Raw genomic sequence first — 18,000 nt, 5'->3', positions numbered from 1 at the left:
ATAATCATCGGTTAGTCACCTCTAACAAAGAGATGGCTTCTTTTATGGAACAAGAGTTAGTATTTTCTAACTTGGAGGCATAGTGAAAAAGATTCTATATATCATGATTGGATGCATATCATTAGGGTTAGGGATTATTAGTGTAATATTACCGATTCTTCCAACGGTTCCTTTTGTGTTGCTTGCAGCTTTTTGTTTTGCAAAATCAAGTAAAAGATTGGATGGTTGGTTTAAGAATACGAAGTTGTATGAAGAGAATAATATTAAGAGTGGTATGACGAAACGAGCAAAGCTTCGTATTATGTGTTCAGTAACTTTATTAATGAGCATTGGATTTATCATGATGGGATTGAAGGGTATTGTGGTTGGCAATATTGTTTTATTGATTGTTTAGATTTTTCATATGGTTTATTTTACATTTGGAGTAAAGACTATATGAGAAGGGTTTTGAATTATTTACTCGCAATTAGCTTTGTTTTGACTATTATGGTTCCAATTACAGGAATCATAGTTCATAAATTGGCTTCTACATTATTCTTAGTATTGGCTTTGATTCATGTTTTTCTATATAGAAAGAGATTGGATTTGAAGTATTGTATTAACCATAGTATCCTTTGTTTTAGGGATACTAGGATTGATTATGGTTGAATATCCAATGATATTAATTCTTCATAGAACAGTGTCGATTGTATTAATAATCTTATTAGCTATTCATATATATAAGTTTCATAGAAGACTTGCCGTTGCATAATGTGACGGCTTTTATGATGCTTAAGGTAGATGACAGATGAGGATTATGAATTGTAGGAATGTGTATTGAATAAGCTAAAATAGTAGTGATGTAGTACTGGATTGTGAAGAAGTAAGAGTGTTAGTGGGTGAGTTTGAAAAAGATCGTAATGAATGGATAAGAGTTCTATCGTAAAAGACTGAATGATTCAAAAAATGACAAAGTTTTTGATGTGTTGGATGATAACGTTTTATATATTCTGAGAAAAATTTGTTTGATTTAGGATGGTATTATAATTCTAAGATGTTTTCAATTTGAATTGCCAAATTTTTGGGGTAGGAGTTTGTTCTTCTCAAAGAGAAAGTGAGCAAATAAAAACAAATTAATTATGTCAATTTTGGGGATGATATTTTGTATTCAGAACAAGAATATATAAATTGGATGTTTCGTATCGTGTTGGCTACTTTATGTGGTTGTGTTATTGGTTATGAGAGGACGAGTCGAAATAAATCGGCGGGCATTCGAACACATGCGATTATTGCACTAGGATCTTCAATGTTTATGATTATTTTTAAATATGCGTTTTTTGATGTGTCGACGGCGGATGGAGCTAGAGTGGCAGCACAAATTGTTAGTGGAATTGGATTTCTTGGTGCTGGCGTAATCTTTGTGAAAGATGATTTGATTCAAGGGCTCACTACAGCAGCTGGAATGTGGACTACTTCTGGCATAGCTGCATGTATTGGTACTGGATTGATTTTTATTGGTGTTTTTGCGACATTATTTCTAGTCGTTCTTCAAAAGATATTTCATTATCCTTTCTTTAATCAAATTGATCATCCTAATGTATTGATTCAGACAAATATTGTTTCTGACAAAGATGAAATATATAAAATATTTGAGAAGTATGGTATAGAGGTCAATGAAATAAAAATTGATAGGAATCTAGATTTAATGACTTTTGATACAAATAATAGGTGGATTGAACATAAAAATGAATTGTATCAGGATTTGATGTCAATTGATGCAGTAACAAAAATATCTATTCTCTAATTGATAAAGAGACAATGTTGTTCCCTTTTTCATTTATGTATCATTGTGTGTAATAAACAAACTATAGGATGGAGATGTGTTATTATGATGACAGCTGAGGATTTTGATTTCTTAGAGAAAGTATTTAATAAGCTTAGGAGTGCTAGAAATACTAAGAGTAGTGTAAGGCTGAATCGTGCAGAGATTAAGATCATATTAAAGAATCAAGAGGATATTATGGATATGTTGCCTGATATGTTTGATGATGATGAGGATAAGCCTGGTTTGTTGAATTAGAGGTATGGATCATGTTGAGTGATAAGGATTATGAATTGTTGGACGAAGTATTTCAAAAATTAAAACAGGCTGATAATACTTGTAGTGATGTAGTACTAGATTCTGAAGAAGTAAGGGTTTTAGTGGATGAATTTGATGATTTCAATCATGAGTTGGTTGAGATTAAGAAGATTGTTGATGAGTTTGAAAAAGAGATAGGCATGAAGGAATAATAAAGAGGTTGCAGCTATGTTGTTACAACCTCTGTTTTTATAGATATTTCATTTTGAATGGTTTGATCATACTGATACATATGACATCATCTAAATTCGCATATTTTACTGGGCAGATCTTATTGAATTTAGTTTGATCTGCGAGAATAAATGCTTTGTTTGATTGATGAATAACTTTTTCTTTAACAGCAGCTTCCCATTCGTTTGTAGTAGTGATTTGAGCTTTTTCATGAATTCCATTAACACCTAGAAAAGCACAATCAAAATAGAAATTGTCTAATTGATTGAATGTTTGAGCACCCGTGATAGCTTCCGTACTTTTACGGATAAAACCAGGTAGAACGATTGTTCGAATATCTTTTTCCATTAATAGGGAGAGGTGTGGAATTCCAATTGTGACAACAGTGATATTTTTACTATGGATAAAAGGAATCATTTCATAAGTGCTGCTTCCAGCGTCCAAATAAATCGTTTGATTATCTTTGATTTGAAGAGCTGCTTGTTTAGCTATCCATGTTTTTTCACTAATTTGTTCATTGGATCTATAAACCATAGGAAGTTCATTAGCATCAGGGTTCAGTGTTACACCACCATGGAATCGTTGTACGAGTTTTAAATCTTCCATTTGTTGAAGGTCTCTTCGAACTGTCGCAATGGAAGTTTTACATGCGATTTTTAGATCTTCGTTATATACTTTTTTATTCTTTTGACATAAATCGATAATGATTTTCCATCGTTCTTGTTTTACCATAATTCAATTATAAATATAAAACGATCAAATACAATGATTGTTTTCTTAAAACAATTGATATTTGATTGTTTTTGTATTTAAATGGCATTAATTAAATTATTAGTAGAAACAATAAGAGGTACAATATGAAAAAAATAATGGTAAGAGCCGATGACTTAGGATTTTCTAAAGCGATAAATTACGGTATTTATGAAACAGTAAAGAATGGTGTTATTAAGAATATTGGATTTATGGTCAATATGCCAGACAGTCTTCATGGTTATGAATTAGTAAAAGATTATGATATTTGTCTAGGCCAACATACAAATGTATGTGTGGGAAACCCTATTAGCGATTCTGAAAGTATTCCAAGTTTAGTCCATGAAGATGGAACTTTTAAAACAAGCAAGATGTATCGTAGCACAAAAGAAGATTTTGTGAATTTAGATGAAGCTATTCTTGAAGTGGAAGCGCAATATAATCGTTTTAAAGAAATAACAGGAAAAGAACCGGCTTATTTTGAGGCGCATGCTGTAATGAGCGAAAACTTAAATAGGGCCATTGAAATTGTGGGGAATCGGCACAATTTAAAAACTTTGATTATGGGATGTGAAAAGGTGAATGGGCAAGATATGCATATGTATATGGACAGTATGTTTCCTGGTTATGATCCAATGGTATCCTTTAAAAAGATGGTCGATGAGGCAAAAGATGGATTTAATATGATGGTTTGTCATCCTGGTTACTTAGATCAATATATTTTATCGGTTTCCAGTCTAACAATGCCTAGAGTATTAGAAGCGGATTTTTTAACGAGTGAAGAATTAAAAGCATATGTAAAAGAAAATAACATTCATTTATATACATATGATGAGGTATAGTGCATGGCCCATTTAACATGTAACTTTTTTTCAAAATCACTCATGCGCACAGTCGATATTGCGGTGATTTTGTGCTTATAAAGTACATGAATGTCTGCATTAGATGAGACTGTTATGGTTGTAAGTATAGAAAGCGAAGGTAAAGTATGATATATACAATAACTTTTAATCCAGCATTAGATTATGTTATCCAGGTGGATCATTTTAAAGCTGGTCAAATTAATCGAAACAAAACAGAAAATGTGTATTATGGAGGAAAGGGAATCAATGTTTCATGTATATTAAATGAATTATCAGTTCCTAGTACAGCATTGGGATTTATTTGTGGATTTACAGGTAAAGCATTAAAGGATGGTTTGCATGGTTTGGGTATTCACACAAATTTTATTGAAGTTGAAAAAGGAATGACCCGAATAAATATTAAGATGAAATCGGATGAGGAAACAGAAATTAATGGAAAAGGTCCAGTGATTGAAAAGAAAGATTTTGATGCATTATTGAAAATTGTTAAAACATTTAAAAAAGGCGATATGGTGATTTTATCAGGAAATATTCCATCGAGTCTTCAATCAGATTCGTATCAAAGAGTTATTAAGGTTTTAAATGAGGGTGTTGATTTTGTGGTGGATGCAGAAAAAGATTTATTGATGAAGACATTACCTTATCATCCATTCTTAATTAAACCTAATAACTTAGAATTAGAAGAAATTTTTGGCATAAAATTAAAAAATAAAGAGGATATTGTAGCTTGTGGAAAAAAATTACAGTCATTAGGAGCTCGTAATGTATTAATTTCAATGGCAAAAGATGGTGCGATTTTAATTGATGAAAATGGTACAATATATCAGCAAGGAGTTTGTAGAGGTACGGTTGTAAATTCAGTAGGTGCCGGGGACTCAATGGTAGCTGGTTTTATAGCAGGTGTGTTAAAAGAAAGAGATTACTCTAAAGCATTAAAACTTGCGACAGCTTGTGGTGGCGCAACAGCATTCCATTCTGGTTTAGCAACATATCCGCAAATCATGGAGGCCATGAAAACATTGGAGTAGATTATGGAAACAAAACTTAGTGAGTATATAAAGGAAAATACAATTAGTGGAGAATATGAAAAAAACAGTGCGCTTATTGTAGGTAAAGTATTGGGGTTTTCACGAAATTGGGTCTCACAAAATTTGAATGATTACTATAATACAGGGGCTTTAATTAAAATTAATTCTCGCCCAGTACTCTTTTTGGATAAAGAAGTAATTTCAAAACAATATAATACTTCTCTTCCTAAAAATATTTTTGGATCTATTGAAGAATTAATGGAATTTTTAGAAGTGGAAGATAAAAAAGATTTTCAAGCTTTGAATGGATATGATGGTTCTTTAAGAGGCGTTGTTGAAACTTGTAAAGCTAGTATTAGTTATCCACCTAATGGGTTACCAACATTATTGTATGGGCAAACAGGAACAGGAAAGAGTTTGATTGCAAGAAAAATATATGAGTATGGAATCAATCAGGGGATTTTAAAAAAGGATGCTGAATTTGTCCATGTCAATTGTTCAGAATATGCCAATAACCCAGAACTTTTAACCGCCTATTTATTCGGATATAAAAAGGGAGCTTTTACTGGTGCAGACCATGATAATCCTGGCTTGATTCATCAAGCGGATGGCGGTGTGTTGTTTTTAGATGAAGTGCATTGTTTAAAACCTGAATGCCAGGAAAAGTTATTCTTGTTTATGGATAATGGAAGTTACAGGCAGATTGGTGATAATGAAAATGTTTATCATTCAAATGTGTTTTTAGTGTTTGCGACAACAGAAGATCCAAAGAAAGCTTTATTGAAAACATTGTTAAGACGTATACCTATTCAAATTCATATACCATCTTTGGAACAGCGTGGATTAAAGGAAAAGGCGGATTTGATTGTTTATTTACTGGAATATGAATCAAAACAAATCCAAAAGGAAATTAGAATTTCTTCATTGGCTTATCAAACGTTATTAAATACTGTTTTTGAAGGGAATGTTGGAGAATTAGAAAACTGTATTCGACAAACATGTATGACAGCTTTATTTATGAATAAGAATAAAGAATATATCGAAATTAATAATTTACATTTACCGAATACATTGAATTTTGCGAATCGCACGATTTCTTTTATGGAACATCATGTGTTGACAATTGATCAATTAAAAGAGGAATCGAAAAAGGATACAGATAAAACGGTATTAAAAGAAGTAGATAAATGGACGGTTAAGCTTCAAAATAATGAAATCTTGATTGATGAGTATTTTGATCATATTTATTTACATGTAAGTAAACAAATTAATCAGATTTTATTCTCTGATCAGAGTGAACTATATGCTTCAAACATAAATATTATTGATTCTTTAAAAGCAATCATTGAAATGGTGAATCAAAAGTATCGATGTAATTTAAAAGATAAAGATATTAATGTGATTTGTATGTATTTAGTGGATTATTTTTCTAATTATTCTACATACTCTAAATTAAATACAGATTCTTATGATGTTTTTATTGGTTTAATCAAGAAATATTATGTGAATGAATATAAACTTGTTTCAGCAATGAATGAATTGATAGAATCACATTTAAATTTATATGTGAATGAGTTCTTCTTGTCGTGTTTAGCGTTATATTTATCTAAAGCTTTAACATTATCTGAACAGCAACAAAGAGTAGGTGTGATACTTGCCCATGGATATGCGACAGCTTCTTCAATAGCTTCCAGTGTAAATGAGATGTTGGGGCAATATGTGTTTGAGGCAATTGATATGCCTTTGGATACAACAACAGACCAAATATTGGTTAAGTTAAAGTCTTTTATTGATAGATATACGAAAATAAAAGATTTGATTTTATTGGTGGATATGGGATCTTTAGAAAAAATATATGATCATTTATCACATATAACCAATTTTAACATTGCCATCGCAAATAATGTTTCAACTAAATTTGCGTTGTTCGTTGGTGAGGGCATAAGTAAAAATGAGCCATTGAAGCACATTTTTGATGAGTCTATTGGAATGTTGGATACAAATTACAAAATTACAGAACGCAAAGAAAAAGAAAAAATTATTTTATGTTCTTGTGCAACGGGAATGGGTACGGCTGAAAAATTAAAAGAGATTTTAGAGGAGTCTTTACCTGAAAAGATTCCTGTTAAAGTCTTGACGTATGATTATTCTACGTTGGTAAAAAATCAATTGGAATCGGATTTCTTTGATCGTTATGAAGTGATTTGTATAATTGGAACATTAGATCCTAAGATTCCTAATTTAAAGTTTGTCTCTCTAGAAAACTTTATTATGAATGAATCATTCGATTTTCTATGGACTTATTTTGAAGGTATGATTACACCTGCAGAAATGAATCAATTCCAACAAAACTTATTAAAGAACTTCTCTTTAACGAATATTATTATGAGTTTGACTTTCTTGAATCCAGATAAGTTATTGGAATATGTAGCGGATTCATTGAATGTTCTTCAAAGGGAGATGAACATAGTATTCTCTAACAATATCTGTTTTGGATTATATGTACATATTTGTTGTTTGATTGAAAGACTTGTATTGAAAGAAGGCATTGATGTATATACAAAATCAATCGACGAGTGTTCTTTGTTGTTTAAGGAATTTTATTACCAATTAAAAGAGTCATTCCAAAAAGTAGAAAAGTATTATCGTATAGATATTCCTGTAGAAGAAGCGGAATATATTTATATGTACATCAATAACATGAAAGAGTCACAATCAAATGAAGATGATGAATAAATTCATTGTGAATGGCAATGAAGTAAATGCATATTACAGTTCAAATGATATAAATGATGTATTGATTCCATTACTTAAAAGATGGATTCATATATATGAAACAAAGAAAAAAAGAGTCATAGTATATTTGGCAGCTTGTCCAGGGAGTGGAAAAAGTACTTTGGCTTTGTTTCTAGAAGAGTTATTTAAATCATTAAATGCTTCTTGTACATTTCAAACAATTGGAATGGATGGATTTCATTTTTATAATGATTATTTGAAAAAACATGATTTATTGAATGAAAAAGGGAGTCGTAATACGTTTGATGTAGAAAAATTAAAATCTTATATTTTAAAAACAAAAGAGGAAGATTGTTTCTGGCCAATATATTCTCGAATGGTTCATAATCCAATTGAAAATCAGGTGTATATTCAAAGTGATATAGTACTAATTGAAGGAAACTATTTATTATCTAAAGATGCACCTTGGAATGAGTTGTTACCTTTGTGTGATGATTCAGTATTTCTAAATGTAGATCCAAGTATACTAAAAGAGAGATTGATAAAGCGAAAGAGTTTATCAATTGGACTGGATAAAGCCATTCATTTTTATGAGCAATCGGATTCTAAGAATATTCAGTATGTATTGAATTCTAAACAGTGTCCAAATATTGAAATTGAACTATCGACAAGGTAGTTCTTTTTAATTTAGAATAGAAACGAACGACAGAATAGAAATTAGTGTCTGTGATTAGTGTCTGTGGATGGAATTTAGAGTGTTAAAAAAATAATTTTAAAAAATTTTTGAATAAAATAATCGCTTTATTAGGCTTAAAATGAATGATTTTGATTCAAAAGACACAAGTTGGCACGACTTTTGCTATATAAAGGGTGAAAACAAGAAAGGAGATAATTAATATGAGTATTGTTTTAGGAAGAATTGATTATCGTTTATTGCATGGAATTGTAGCCACTATGTGGGCACCTCAATCAGGAGCACAACGTGTTATGGTTATTGATGATAAGACTGCAAATGATCCTGTCATTAAAGAAAGCATGCGATTAGGAAAACCAGCAGGTATGGCTTGTTCTATCATCACTGAGGAAACAGCTATCAATAATTTCAAAGCTGGAAAATATGATAGTCACAAAGTTTTCATTGTTTGTGAAAAGCCTGAAATATTTTTGCGCTTACAAGAAGCTGGACAAAAGATTCCTCGTATCGTAGTGGGCATCACTCGTAACAATAAGACAGAGGGAACTCCAGTAAGTTCACGAGCTAGTATTTTGGATTCACAAAAGGAAACATACAAAAAGTTAATTGAAAATGGTACAAAAGTAGATGTTCAATTTACAACTACGGATAAGGCTGAGCCATTAACTTCAAAAATCAGCTTATAAAATTCATAAAGGAGAAGAGTAAAAAATTATGACTGCCGTTCAAATTATTTTAATTACGTTGGTCGCGTATTGGAAAATGACTGATACTGTGACCCTTCAATTGTTTGCGTTTAATACAATTGTTTGTGGTTGGTTAGTAGGACTGATCATGGGAGATGCTGCAACAGGTTTATATATTGGTGCAACACTTCAGTTAATGTCTATGGGAGTTGTAGCTGTTGGTGGATCTTCAATGCCGGATTATCCTGTAGCTGCTATTATTGCAACGGCTATTGCATGTTCGACAGGACGTGGAATGGAAGCTGGTTTAGCAATTGGTCTTCCAGTTGCAATGTTAGGTGTAAACTTCGATGTTATTTATAAAATTTTCAATGGTTTCTTAATGCACAAAGAAATGAGTTTAATTGATGAAGGTAAATTCAAATCATTCTTAAACTTAGTTAAAGTATCACCTTTATTCTATGGTTTATGTTCAGCATTACCAGTATTCTTATGTGTTGCGATTGGTCCAACAGTTGTAAATGCAGTGTTAGACTTCATGCCAGCATGGTTCACAACTGGTTTATCAGTTGCTGGTGGTGTTCTTCCTGGTGTAGGTATGGCAATGTTATTGATGTACATGCCACTTTCTAAATATTGGTCATTCTTAATCATTGGATTTGTTTTAACAGCTTATTTAAATGTTCCAGTATTAGGTGTAGGTGCAGTTGGTTTAGCTGCTGCTTACGAAGTTTATAAAAAAGAAATGAGAGCTGCAACTGCTCCAGCAGGTGCTGCTAGTTCTTTAGGAGATCTAGAAGATGAGTAAGGAAAAAGTTTTAACTAAAAAAGATTGTCGTCAGGCCGCTAAACGTTGGTTGATTGGTATTTCAACTTTTAACTATGAAACACAATTAGCTCCTTCTTATGCATTTGCAGTTTATCCTTTATTACGTAAAATGTATCCAAATGATGAAGATTTTAAAGCTTCATTAAACAATGCAATGAAGTACTATAATACAATGCCTTGGATCTCACCATTTGTTATGGGTGCTGCTTTAGGTATTGAAGACGAGGGTGGAATTGATTCACTAGAAGCTGTAAATAACTTTAAAGTAGGTATCATGGGTCCTTTAGCTGGTATTGGTGATACAATTGGTTGGGCAATGATTCCAACAATCTTCGGTTCTATTGCTGCTAGTATGGGTATGCAAGGAAATCCTCTAGGTATCATCATGTGGGCTGTATTCACATTCGCATTCTTAGCTATTCGTATTCTTGAAGTTGAATGGGGATACAACATGGGTATTAATGTTGTTACTAAATTAGGTCAAAAAATCACTGTATTTACTGAAGCTTGTTCTGTACTAGGTTTAACTGTTGTTGGGGCATTGATTGCTTCTGTTGTTAACTTGTCAACAGGTTTATCATTCACAAATGGTGATGTAACAATGAATGTTCAAGATTTAATTGATGGAGTAATGCCTAAATTATTACCAGTTGTCGCAGTTGCTTTAATTTATTTCTTCATGAATAAAAAACAAGTGAAGATGACAAAAATGATTTTAATCATCATCATTTTATCTTGGGTTGGAGCTGCAACTGGAATATTTACTGCTTAATAACAAAAGTAGCTAAAGGAGAAGCGCTCCTTTAGCTATTTATTTGTGAAGAAATAGGGGAGGATTACAATGAGAAGATTTATATTTGCATCTCATCATAAATTGGCTTATGGGCTGAAAGATACTGTTGATTTTTTAACAGGAGCAACAAAGACTATTTATGATATTAATGCATATTTGGATGATGAAACAAAAGACATTGACACAGTAGTAGCTGAATTATTTGCTTTTTTTGATGATGAAGATGAAGTTGTTGTACTCGTTGACATGATGGGAGGAAGTGTTTATCAAAAATTCTATCCTTACATGTCAGACAAAGTTCATGTGATTTGTGGAATGAACTTGCCTATGGCTTTATCTCTTGTTTTAGCTCCAGAAGATGAGTGTTTAACTTCTGAAAAAGTAGAACAAGTATTAATGGACTGTAAAAATCAATTGGTGTATGTCAATAAAATGGCTGCTAGTGTTGATGAAGATGATGAATAGGAGGCAACTATGCTAATTAATCAAATGATTGAAAATATTAAAAAGTATCATAAAGGATATGGAACGATTGATGAGGCAACTACGAGAGATCAAATTCTTTATGGGGATGCCAATCAAGAGTGTACAGGTGTTGTAACGACTTGCTGGGCTAGTGTGGATGTAATTCGTTTTGCGATTGAAAAAGGTGCTAATTTTATTATTTGTCATGAAGCCTTGTTTTGGAATCATGGTGATCATACAGATTGGCTAGAAGAATCTAAAAATGAAGTATATTTAGAGAAAAAACAATTGTTGGATGATCATGGAATTGTGGTTTGGAGAAATCATGATTACATTCATTCAGGAATTCCATATAACGGATCTTATATTGATGGTATTTTCCTTGGATTAGCTAAGAAGATGAATTGGGATAAGATGATCAAAAACACAGTAAATTCAATGGATGATACGCTTGAGTGTTCTACAGCATATGAATTTGATCATGCGATTGAGGCTACAGATTTAGCTAAGCAATTGGTTGATACTTGTAATTTGAATGGTATTAAATTAATTGGAAATGATCAGGCTAAAATTAAAAAGGCTGCTGTATTATTCCATGTATTTGGTGATGCTAAAGAACAAATTGTGAATACGGATAAGAGTGATATTGACTGTTTATTAACTATGGAATTGATTGATTTTACTTATGCAGAATATATTCGTGATAGTGGCTGCTTAGATAAGAATCGTGTTGCACTAGGTATGGGACACTTTAACTTGGAAGAGCCTGGAATGGAATATATGTTAACGTATTTGGATGAGGCTGCTCAGTGTCATGTTCCTGCTTGGTTTAAACAGAGTGGTGACAACTATAAATATATTGTGAAGTAATATGAGATTTTCAAATTTTAGAGATTTACATGATGTATATCCAAAAATAAGAGAAAAGAAATTATTTCGTTCAGAAGCTCCATTTGATTTTCAAAAAGAAGATTGGGATGAACTTTATAATCTTGGTGTTCGTACAATAATTGATTTTCGTTCAGACTCAGAAAGAGAAGAAGATAACTATGTGTGTGATCCAAGATTTACGCGTCATAATTGGTGTTGTTTAATGCCAGAAACAGGAATCAATGATTTTTATTTTCCTAGACTTGTGACAAAACAATCTTCTACGGAGGAAATAATTGGTTTATCTTCTTTTATAGTCAATGGATATAAAGTTATTCCTTTCTCAAATACGGCTTACCAAAACATGTTTTCATTAATGGAAACAACAGATGATGGCATTTTATTTCATTGTGGTGGAGGAAAAGATCGTACGGGTATATTTGCAGCATTGGTTTTATCTTTGTTTGGTTGTGACAAACAAACAATATTCGATGATTATTTAAAGAGTAATGAATCGGTTAAAAATCATTTAATGCCTAAATTACTACAGTCTGATTATCCACAACCAGTAAAAGATACTTTGATGTATGTATGTTCGGTTCATACTGAATTATTGGAATCTTCATTTGAAGCCATATTACAAAAGTATGATTCATTAGAAGAATACTTTGATTCGGAATATAAATTGAATCGTGATTTATTGTTTAAAAAATATGTAATCTAAAAATAGGAGGACGAATATGCAGGATCCTAGATATATCAAATCGGATTTAAAGACAAAATTATTGAATCCAGAAAAAGAAAAACCATCAAGATGGTCATTTTTAAAAGTGTTGCGTGAATATAGTACTTTAAAGCAATTTTATCCAGAAATTAATCCATATGCAGAAGTTTATAAATTTAGAGAAGATGTATATTGTATTTTCTATGATGGTATTCGTACTGCTGAAATGTGGTGTTATTTAATTGATGGACCAGAAAAAGCGTTGTTAATTGATACTGCTTTTGGATTGGGTGATTTAAAAGGTTTAATTCATAAATTAATTGGTGATAAAGAAGTTATTGTTTGTAATACACATGCTCATGTGGATCATATTTCAGGTAATAGTCATTTTGATAAAGTGTATTGTCATTATGCAGATCAAAAGACGATTCAAGAACACCAAAAACCTGAAGATACACTGGATTTCATTTTGGATGAGAATAAAGAACCTTGTTATACATGGTTTGATAAAAAGGATTTGCCACCTTATACGCTTTATGAAGTTATTGGAGTGGAAAATCATCATTTGTTTGATTTAGGACAAGGACATGTTGTTGAATTGATTCATTTACCAGGTCATACGGCAGGGCAATCAGGATTTTTAGATCATAAATCAGGATGTTTCTTTATTGGAGATGTAACAAGTGCGTTTGGTGATAATAAAGAATATCCACAGTTCTGTACAATCAATTCATTAAGAGATGCAATTCAAGATTTTATGCCAAGAATTGAAGAAGTGTCAGGTCTTTTCCCTGGTCATGGAACGATTGATTTACATCCAAAAACACTTCAATATATTATGGATACCGCCAATCGTATTATTGCACATCCGGATTGGTATGATACAAAAGTAGATTTTTATGGCACAGATATGTATGCTCGTTTTATTTATCAAATGGGTAGCGATTTAAAATATACTGCTGAAGCTGTAATTCCTGAGTAGGTATTAATCATGAAGATTAAAGACGTAATTGAATGTTTAAAGAGTGAGGGTACTTGGGTACGTTGGAATCGTTGTACAAGGGATCGTGTTTTATTTGGTGATGATGATCAAGAAGTAAAGAAGATTGGTGTTTGTTGGGTGGCTACAAATAGGGTGATTGAACAGGCATTGGAAAAGGGAATTAACTTTATTGTTTCTCATGAGAATATTTTCTATACTGCGGGTACGCATTTGGAAACTAAATTAGTAGAGTCTATAAAATATAAGAAAGACTTATTAAGTAAGGGTAATATTTGTGTGTATCGTTGTCATGATGTTTGGGATTCTATTCCTGAATATGGTGTGAGTGATGTATGGGCTAAAAAACTTGGCTTTGATTTTAAGGATAGAGTGATTAACTCATATTATCAATCTGCAAATATTCCTAAACAAACTGTTTCAGAATTAGCAACGCATGTGGCTAATGTATTAAAAGAAGATGGTGAAGAGGGAGTTTATGTATTTGGAGATGTAAATAAAGAAGTATCTCATTTAGCCATTGGTACTGGTGCTGGAACGGATATCTTTGAAATGTTAGAATTCAATCCAGACGTAGTTATTGTGGCAGATGATGGAATCACAAACTACAAAGATGCTCAATATGCGATTGATCATGATTTGCCTATGATTGTAGTGAATCATGCTGGTTGTGAAATTGGTGGTTTAAAAAACATGGTGAATTATTTCAATGATAAGCTTCCGAATCTTGATGTAGAGTATTTGGAAGAAGGCTTTAAAATTTCATATTTTAAATAAAAACAAAACTAGGCGATTTGCCTAGTTTTTTAAGGGAAGGAAGATGATTTTGAATAATAAAACGAAACGTATAGTTGTATATGTTGTGGGAATGTTTATTTTAGCTTTAGGATTAACACTAAATACAAAAGCGAATCTTGGTGTATCTCCTATTATTTCAGTACCCTATAGTATTTCACAGATAACAGGATTGAATTTTGGAGATTTAACATTTATTGAATATGTAGTGTTTGTGTTTATACAAATCTGGATTCATATAAGTGAAAAAAATAAAAAAAGAATTTTATCTGATTTATTACAGTTACCACTAAGTTTAATATTTACAAGATTATTAAATATCTATTCGACTTATATTCCCACATCCAATCAATTTGGAATCCAATTACTAATCTTAGCTATGGCCATCATTTGTACAGGAGTAGGTGCTGCCATGTCATTAAGTATGCAGTTTGTCCCAAATCCAGGAGATGGAATTGTGCAAGCATTGGCGGGAAAGTTTAATAAAAGTGTTGGTCTTACAAAAAATATATTTGATTGTATATGTGTATGCATGACTATATGTATCAGCCTGATATTTGCACATACAATATTAGGAATAGGAATTGGCACTGTAATTGCGGTACTAGGAGTAGGTAGAGTAATAGCTTTATTCCATCATATGTTTGAATCACAAATCATTGAATTGGTTCAAGGATAAATAGAAAAGGAATTATAACGAAATAAGTAAAATGGTATCCATAAGGAGGACAACAACGTGACAGTTGTGATCCTTACTTGTGGGAACCGTTTTAGTTTATGTATTTTGATGCTACTCTATTGTATTTTTGCAACCTTTCTTTAATCAATTTGTGAAAGCTGTTCACTGTATTTAAATGATTGAACTTATCATAAGACTCATGACTGATTAACACTTTCTTAGTACAGTTCTTATTTCCTAAAAGTTCGTTGTAACTGTTAGAACCATCTAGTATTACAAAAGATTTTGATTCAAGACATTCACCAAATCTTAATAGATCTAGAGATGATGGCTTGCCATAATTTAATGTTCTGGCAATTGTATGACCAAATCTCTGTATTGCAGAGATGATACATACCTGGTGATTAGACAAGCCTCTTTTTGTAGCAGGTGTTCCACGATGTTTCGGTTCTACTCTATCAATTTTAATTACCTTACGATTGTATGGAGTATATTTTTATCCATTTCAACTTCATTCTACCTTGACTAACCGATAGTTTATGGCGCATATTAAAAACATTATGTTCATTCCATTTAGATTGATCTTAGTGAGAATAAAAAGTAAGCTGATCATGGTCAATAACAAAACGTTTTCCACATTCTTTACAACGAAGCATCTGCTTACCAGAGTTGGCAAAGCCACTTTTAACCAAATGAGGGTGATAACATCCGCGTTTAGGACAGTATTCAAAATGATAAGTATCCATTTTACTGCTTGTATCTAAAAAATCAGTGATTTCACAATCAATCTTTTCAATTTGAAAAGATTGTAACGCAGCAATTGTATCTTAGTTTAAATATTTTGAATTTTTTTGTCATAGGTGTATTCTCTCTTTCGGTTACACCTATACAACAAATTTTAAATAGACGCCATTAATGTCGGTTATATTGACAAGTCACCAATGTATCTGTTAAGCCTATAATTAATCTTATTATCAGTTATATTCTAAGTTTGACAGTCACTTTTTAATCATGAGATATCTTTTTTTAGAACATAAAAGTAAAAAATAACTGAGCATAGATGTTTGGAATTCTGTTTTATTTTTGTGAGTACCTATTTGAAAATTTCTAAGTATTTTCTTGCTTTCTGACCATAACAAGTTTACCAAATTTATAGCTTATTTATTAACGTTCTCAAAGTTAAACTATTAATTGGGGACGTCACGTGGTCGTATATTATATTTTTTAAATATACGTAACAGGTTACTGTTTTCACAACAAAATACAGAAAACCGTTAACCTATTTACATTTTTATTTTGTAAATTATACTAAAGTTGTATACATTAGATTAATTCTTCGAAGATTAAGTCATATTAAAAAGGAGAACAAAATAACTATTATGAAAAAATATTCGGTTGCAATTTGCGGTGGAGGAAGTACTTATACTCCAGATATGATGGAATTATTGTGTATGATGCAGAAAGATTTTCCACTTAAAAAGTTGGTACTATACGATATTGATAAAAATCGACAAGAAATTGTTGGGAAATTTGGAGAAGTAATGTTTAAAGAATATTACCCAGAGTTAGAGTATTCTTATACTTTAGATCCGAAAGAAGCATTTGATGGTATTGATTTTGCATTTGTTCAAATTCGTGCAGGTGGAATGGATCAAAGAAATAATGATGAAAAAATTCCATATGAATTTAATTGCATTGGACAAGAAACATGTGGGCCTGGAGGATTATCATATGGTGTTCGAAGTGTAGTTCAAATGATTGATTTGATAAAAGATATTCGTACTTATTCAAAAGATGCGTGGATTATTAATTATTCGAATCCTGCTGCAATTGTAGCGGAAGCAACAAAGCGAATTTTTCCATATGATAAAAAATTAGTAAATATTTGTGATATGCCTACTTCAGTTTTAGATGCATATCTACCATTGATTAATGTGAAACGATCACAAATATATCCTAAATACTTTGGCTTGAATCATTTAGGCTGGTTTACTGGTTTATATGATAAGGAAACAGGTCATGATTATTTACCTGATTTACTACAATATGTAGAATCACATTATGAACAAATTCATGAACAATTTGAAAATAAAATTAAAGGCAAGGATGATCATTGGGGAATTACTTTTTTGAATCATTTAGAAATGTTACACGATTTTCCTTATTCTCTACCAAATACATATAACTTGTATTATATTTATCCAAATAAATCATTGACTCATTATAGTTTAGAACATACACGTTATGACGAAGTTATTAATGGAAGAGAAAAAATGGTGTTTGAATATTGTAAAAAAATTACTGAATTAGGAAGAATGAAAGGAACTGAATACGACATAAGTTCGAAAATCAATCCAAATTATGCAGTTGACAATCCACAAGCTGCAGCAACTGTATACGCAGATAATGATGTGCATGCCGCTTATTTAGTTGAACTTGTATTATCCATTATCAATAATTCAAACGATATTGCATTGGTAATGACGAAAAATAATGGAATTTGTCCAAACTTAGATAATGAAATGATGTTAGAAGTTGCATGTCGTATTGGAAAAGAAGAAATTGTTCCACTGAATTATGGCACGGTTCCAGCTTTTGAAAAGGGGTTATTAGAAAATCAATTTGCATGCGAAAAACTATTGGTTGATGCAATTTTGGAAAAAAATTCTTTGAAATTGCTACAAGCGTTTACTGAAAATAGAATTGTTAGAGATGCTGAATTAGCGAAAAAATTAATTCAAAGATTTATTGATGTAAATGGCGAATACTGGCCACAGTTTAAATGATAAGGAGCTAAA

Annotated in this window: 20 protein-coding genes; 18 read left to right on the top strand and 2 right to left on the bottom strand. The window is 31.6% G+C overall.

Annotated features, from left to right (window positions below; genetic code table 11):
• Window positions 1-82 precede the first annotated feature (82 nt).
• The 4 genes from H8911_RS01675 to H8911_RS01660 all read left to right on the top strand — a co-directional run bounded on the left by H8911_RS01675 (window position 83) and on the right by H8911_RS01660 (window position 2,271).
• Window positions 83-394, top strand: a complete 312-nt coding sequence (locus H8911_RS01675; RefSeq protein WP_369410289.1) for a YbaN family protein — start codon at window positions 83-85, stop codon at window positions 392-394.
• Window positions 395-1,171: 777 nt separating this feature from the next.
• Window positions 1,172-1,783: an MgtC/SapB family protein gene (locus H8911_RS01670; protein ID WP_186998503.1), complete on the top strand. Its 612-nt coding sequence runs from the start codon at window positions 1,172-1,174 to the stop codon at window positions 1,781-1,783.
• Between the two features lie 84 nt (window positions 1,784-1,867).
• Window positions 1,868-2,059: a hypothetical protein gene (locus H8911_RS01665; RefSeq protein ID WP_186998502.1), complete on the top strand. Its 192-nt coding sequence runs from the start codon at window positions 1,868-1,870 to the stop codon at window positions 2,057-2,059.
• An 11-nt stretch (window positions 2,060-2,070) separates the two neighbouring features.
• A complete protein-coding gene (locus tag H8911_RS01660; protein ID WP_186998501.1) occupies window positions 2,071-2,271 on the top strand; it encodes a hypothetical protein in 201 nt (66 codons plus the stop codon).
• 37 nt (window positions 2,272-2,308) lie between these two features.
• On the opposite strand, the gene H8911_RS01655 is transcribed toward H8911_RS01660, so the two are convergent.
• Window positions 2,309-3,022, bottom strand: a complete 714-nt coding sequence (locus H8911_RS01655) for a DeoR/GlpR family DNA-binding transcription regulator (protein WP_186998500.1) — start codon at window positions 3,020-3,022, stop codon at window positions 2,309-2,311.
• Window positions 3,023-3,147: 125 nt separating this feature from the next.
• Here H8911_RS01655 and H8911_RS01650 point away from each other — a divergent pair, with 125 nt between their 5' ends.
• From H8911_RS01650 to H8911_RS01590, 13 genes are all read left to right on the top strand, one after another.
• Window positions 3,148-3,882, top strand: a complete 735-nt coding sequence (locus tag H8911_RS01650) for a ChbG/HpnK family deacetylase (RefSeq protein WP_186998499.1) — start codon at window positions 3,148-3,150, stop codon at window positions 3,880-3,882.
• A 146-nt stretch (window positions 3,883-4,028) separates the two neighbouring features.
• A complete protein-coding gene (pfkB, locus tag H8911_RS01645; protein WP_186998498.1) occupies window positions 4,029-4,931 on the top strand; it encodes a 1-phosphofructokinase in 903 nt (300 codons plus the stop codon).
• A gap of 3 nt (window positions 4,932-4,934) precedes the next feature.
• Entirely contained in the window at window positions 4,935-7,667 is a 2,733-nt protein-coding gene (locus H8911_RS01640; RefSeq protein WP_186998497.1) for a sigma 54-interacting transcriptional regulator, read from the top strand.
• Entirely contained in the window at window positions 7,651-8,343 is a 693-nt protein-coding gene (locus H8911_RS01635) for a nucleoside/nucleotide kinase family protein (protein ID WP_222620926.1), read from the top strand. The genes H8911_RS01640 and H8911_RS01635 overlap by 17 nt, the downstream gene beginning before the upstream one ends.
• Before the next feature lie 221 nt (window positions 8,344-8,564).
• Window positions 8,565-9,047: a PTS sugar transporter subunit IIB gene (locus H8911_RS01630; RefSeq protein ID WP_186998495.1), complete on the top strand. Its 483-nt coding sequence runs from the start codon at window positions 8,565-8,567 to the stop codon at window positions 9,045-9,047.
• Window positions 9,048-9,075: 28 nt separating this feature from the next.
• A complete protein-coding gene (locus H8911_RS01625) occupies window positions 9,076-9,855 on the top strand; it encodes a PTS mannose/fructose/sorbose/N-acetylgalactosamine transporter subunit IIC (RefSeq protein ID WP_186998494.1) in 780 nt (259 codons plus the stop codon).
• Window positions 9,848-10,648 carry a PTS system mannose/fructose/sorbose family transporter subunit IID gene (locus H8911_RS01620; protein WP_186998493.1) on the top strand — a complete coding sequence of 267 codons (801 nt, stop codon included), beginning with the start codon at window positions 9,848-9,850 and terminating at the stop codon, window positions 10,646-10,648. Before H8911_RS01625 ends, H8911_RS01620 begins: the two co-directional genes overlap by 8 nt.
• Window positions 10,649-10,717: 69 nt before the next feature.
• Entirely contained in the window at window positions 10,718-11,134 is a 417-nt protein-coding gene (locus H8911_RS01615; RefSeq protein WP_186998492.1) for a PTS sugar transporter subunit IIA, read from the top strand.
• 9 nt (window positions 11,135-11,143) lie between these two features.
• Window positions 11,144-12,004 (top strand): Nif3-like dinuclear metal center hexameric protein, encoded by an 861-nt coding sequence (locus tag H8911_RS01610; protein ID WP_186998491.1) that lies wholly within the window; start codon window positions 11,144-11,146, stop codon window positions 12,002-12,004.
• Between the two features lies 1 nt (window position 12,005).
• Window positions 12,006-12,728 (top strand): tyrosine-protein phosphatase, encoded by a 723-nt coding sequence (locus H8911_RS01605; protein WP_186998490.1) that lies wholly within the window; start codon window positions 12,006-12,008, stop codon window positions 12,726-12,728.
• 16 nt (window positions 12,729-12,744) lie between these two features.
• Entirely contained in the window at window positions 12,745-13,710 is a 966-nt protein-coding gene (locus H8911_RS01600) for an MBL fold metallo-hydrolase (protein WP_186998489.1), read from the top strand.
• Between the two features lie 9 nt (window positions 13,711-13,719).
• Entirely contained in the window at window positions 13,720-14,505 is a 786-nt protein-coding gene (locus H8911_RS01595) for a Nif3-like dinuclear metal center hexameric protein (RefSeq protein ID WP_186998488.1), read from the top strand.
• 49 nt (window positions 14,506-14,554) lie between these two features.
• Window positions 14,555-15,202 carry a YczE/YyaS/YitT family protein gene (locus tag H8911_RS01590; RefSeq protein ID WP_255466244.1) on the top strand — a complete coding sequence of 216 codons (648 nt, stop codon included), beginning with the start codon at window positions 14,555-14,557 and terminating at the stop codon, window positions 15,200-15,202.
• 584 nt (window positions 15,203-15,786) lie between these two features.
• On the opposite strand, the gene H8911_RS01585 is transcribed toward H8911_RS01590, so the two are convergent.
• A complete protein-coding gene (locus H8911_RS01585; protein WP_186998487.1) occupies window positions 15,787-15,948 on the bottom strand; it encodes an IS1/IS1595 family N-terminal zinc-binding domain-containing protein in 162 nt (53 codons plus the stop codon).
• 633 nt (window positions 15,949-16,581) lie between these two features.
• Between H8911_RS01585 and H8911_RS01580 the strand changes: the two genes are divergently transcribed.
• Window positions 16,582-17,988, top strand: a complete 1,407-nt coding sequence (locus H8911_RS01580) for a family 4 glycosyl hydrolase (RefSeq protein ID WP_186998486.1) — start codon at window positions 16,582-16,584, stop codon at window positions 17,986-17,988.
• Window positions 17,989-18,000: the final 12 nt, after the last annotated feature.

Source organism: Holdemanella hominis (genome assembly GCF_014306155.1).
GTDB classification, from domain to species: Bacteria; Bacillota_I; Bacilli_A; order Erysipelotrichales; family Erysipelotrichaceae; genus Holdemanella; species Holdemanella hominis.
Note: the sequence above shows the minus strand (reverse complement) of the source record. Positions and strands in the feature narration are given on the sequence as shown.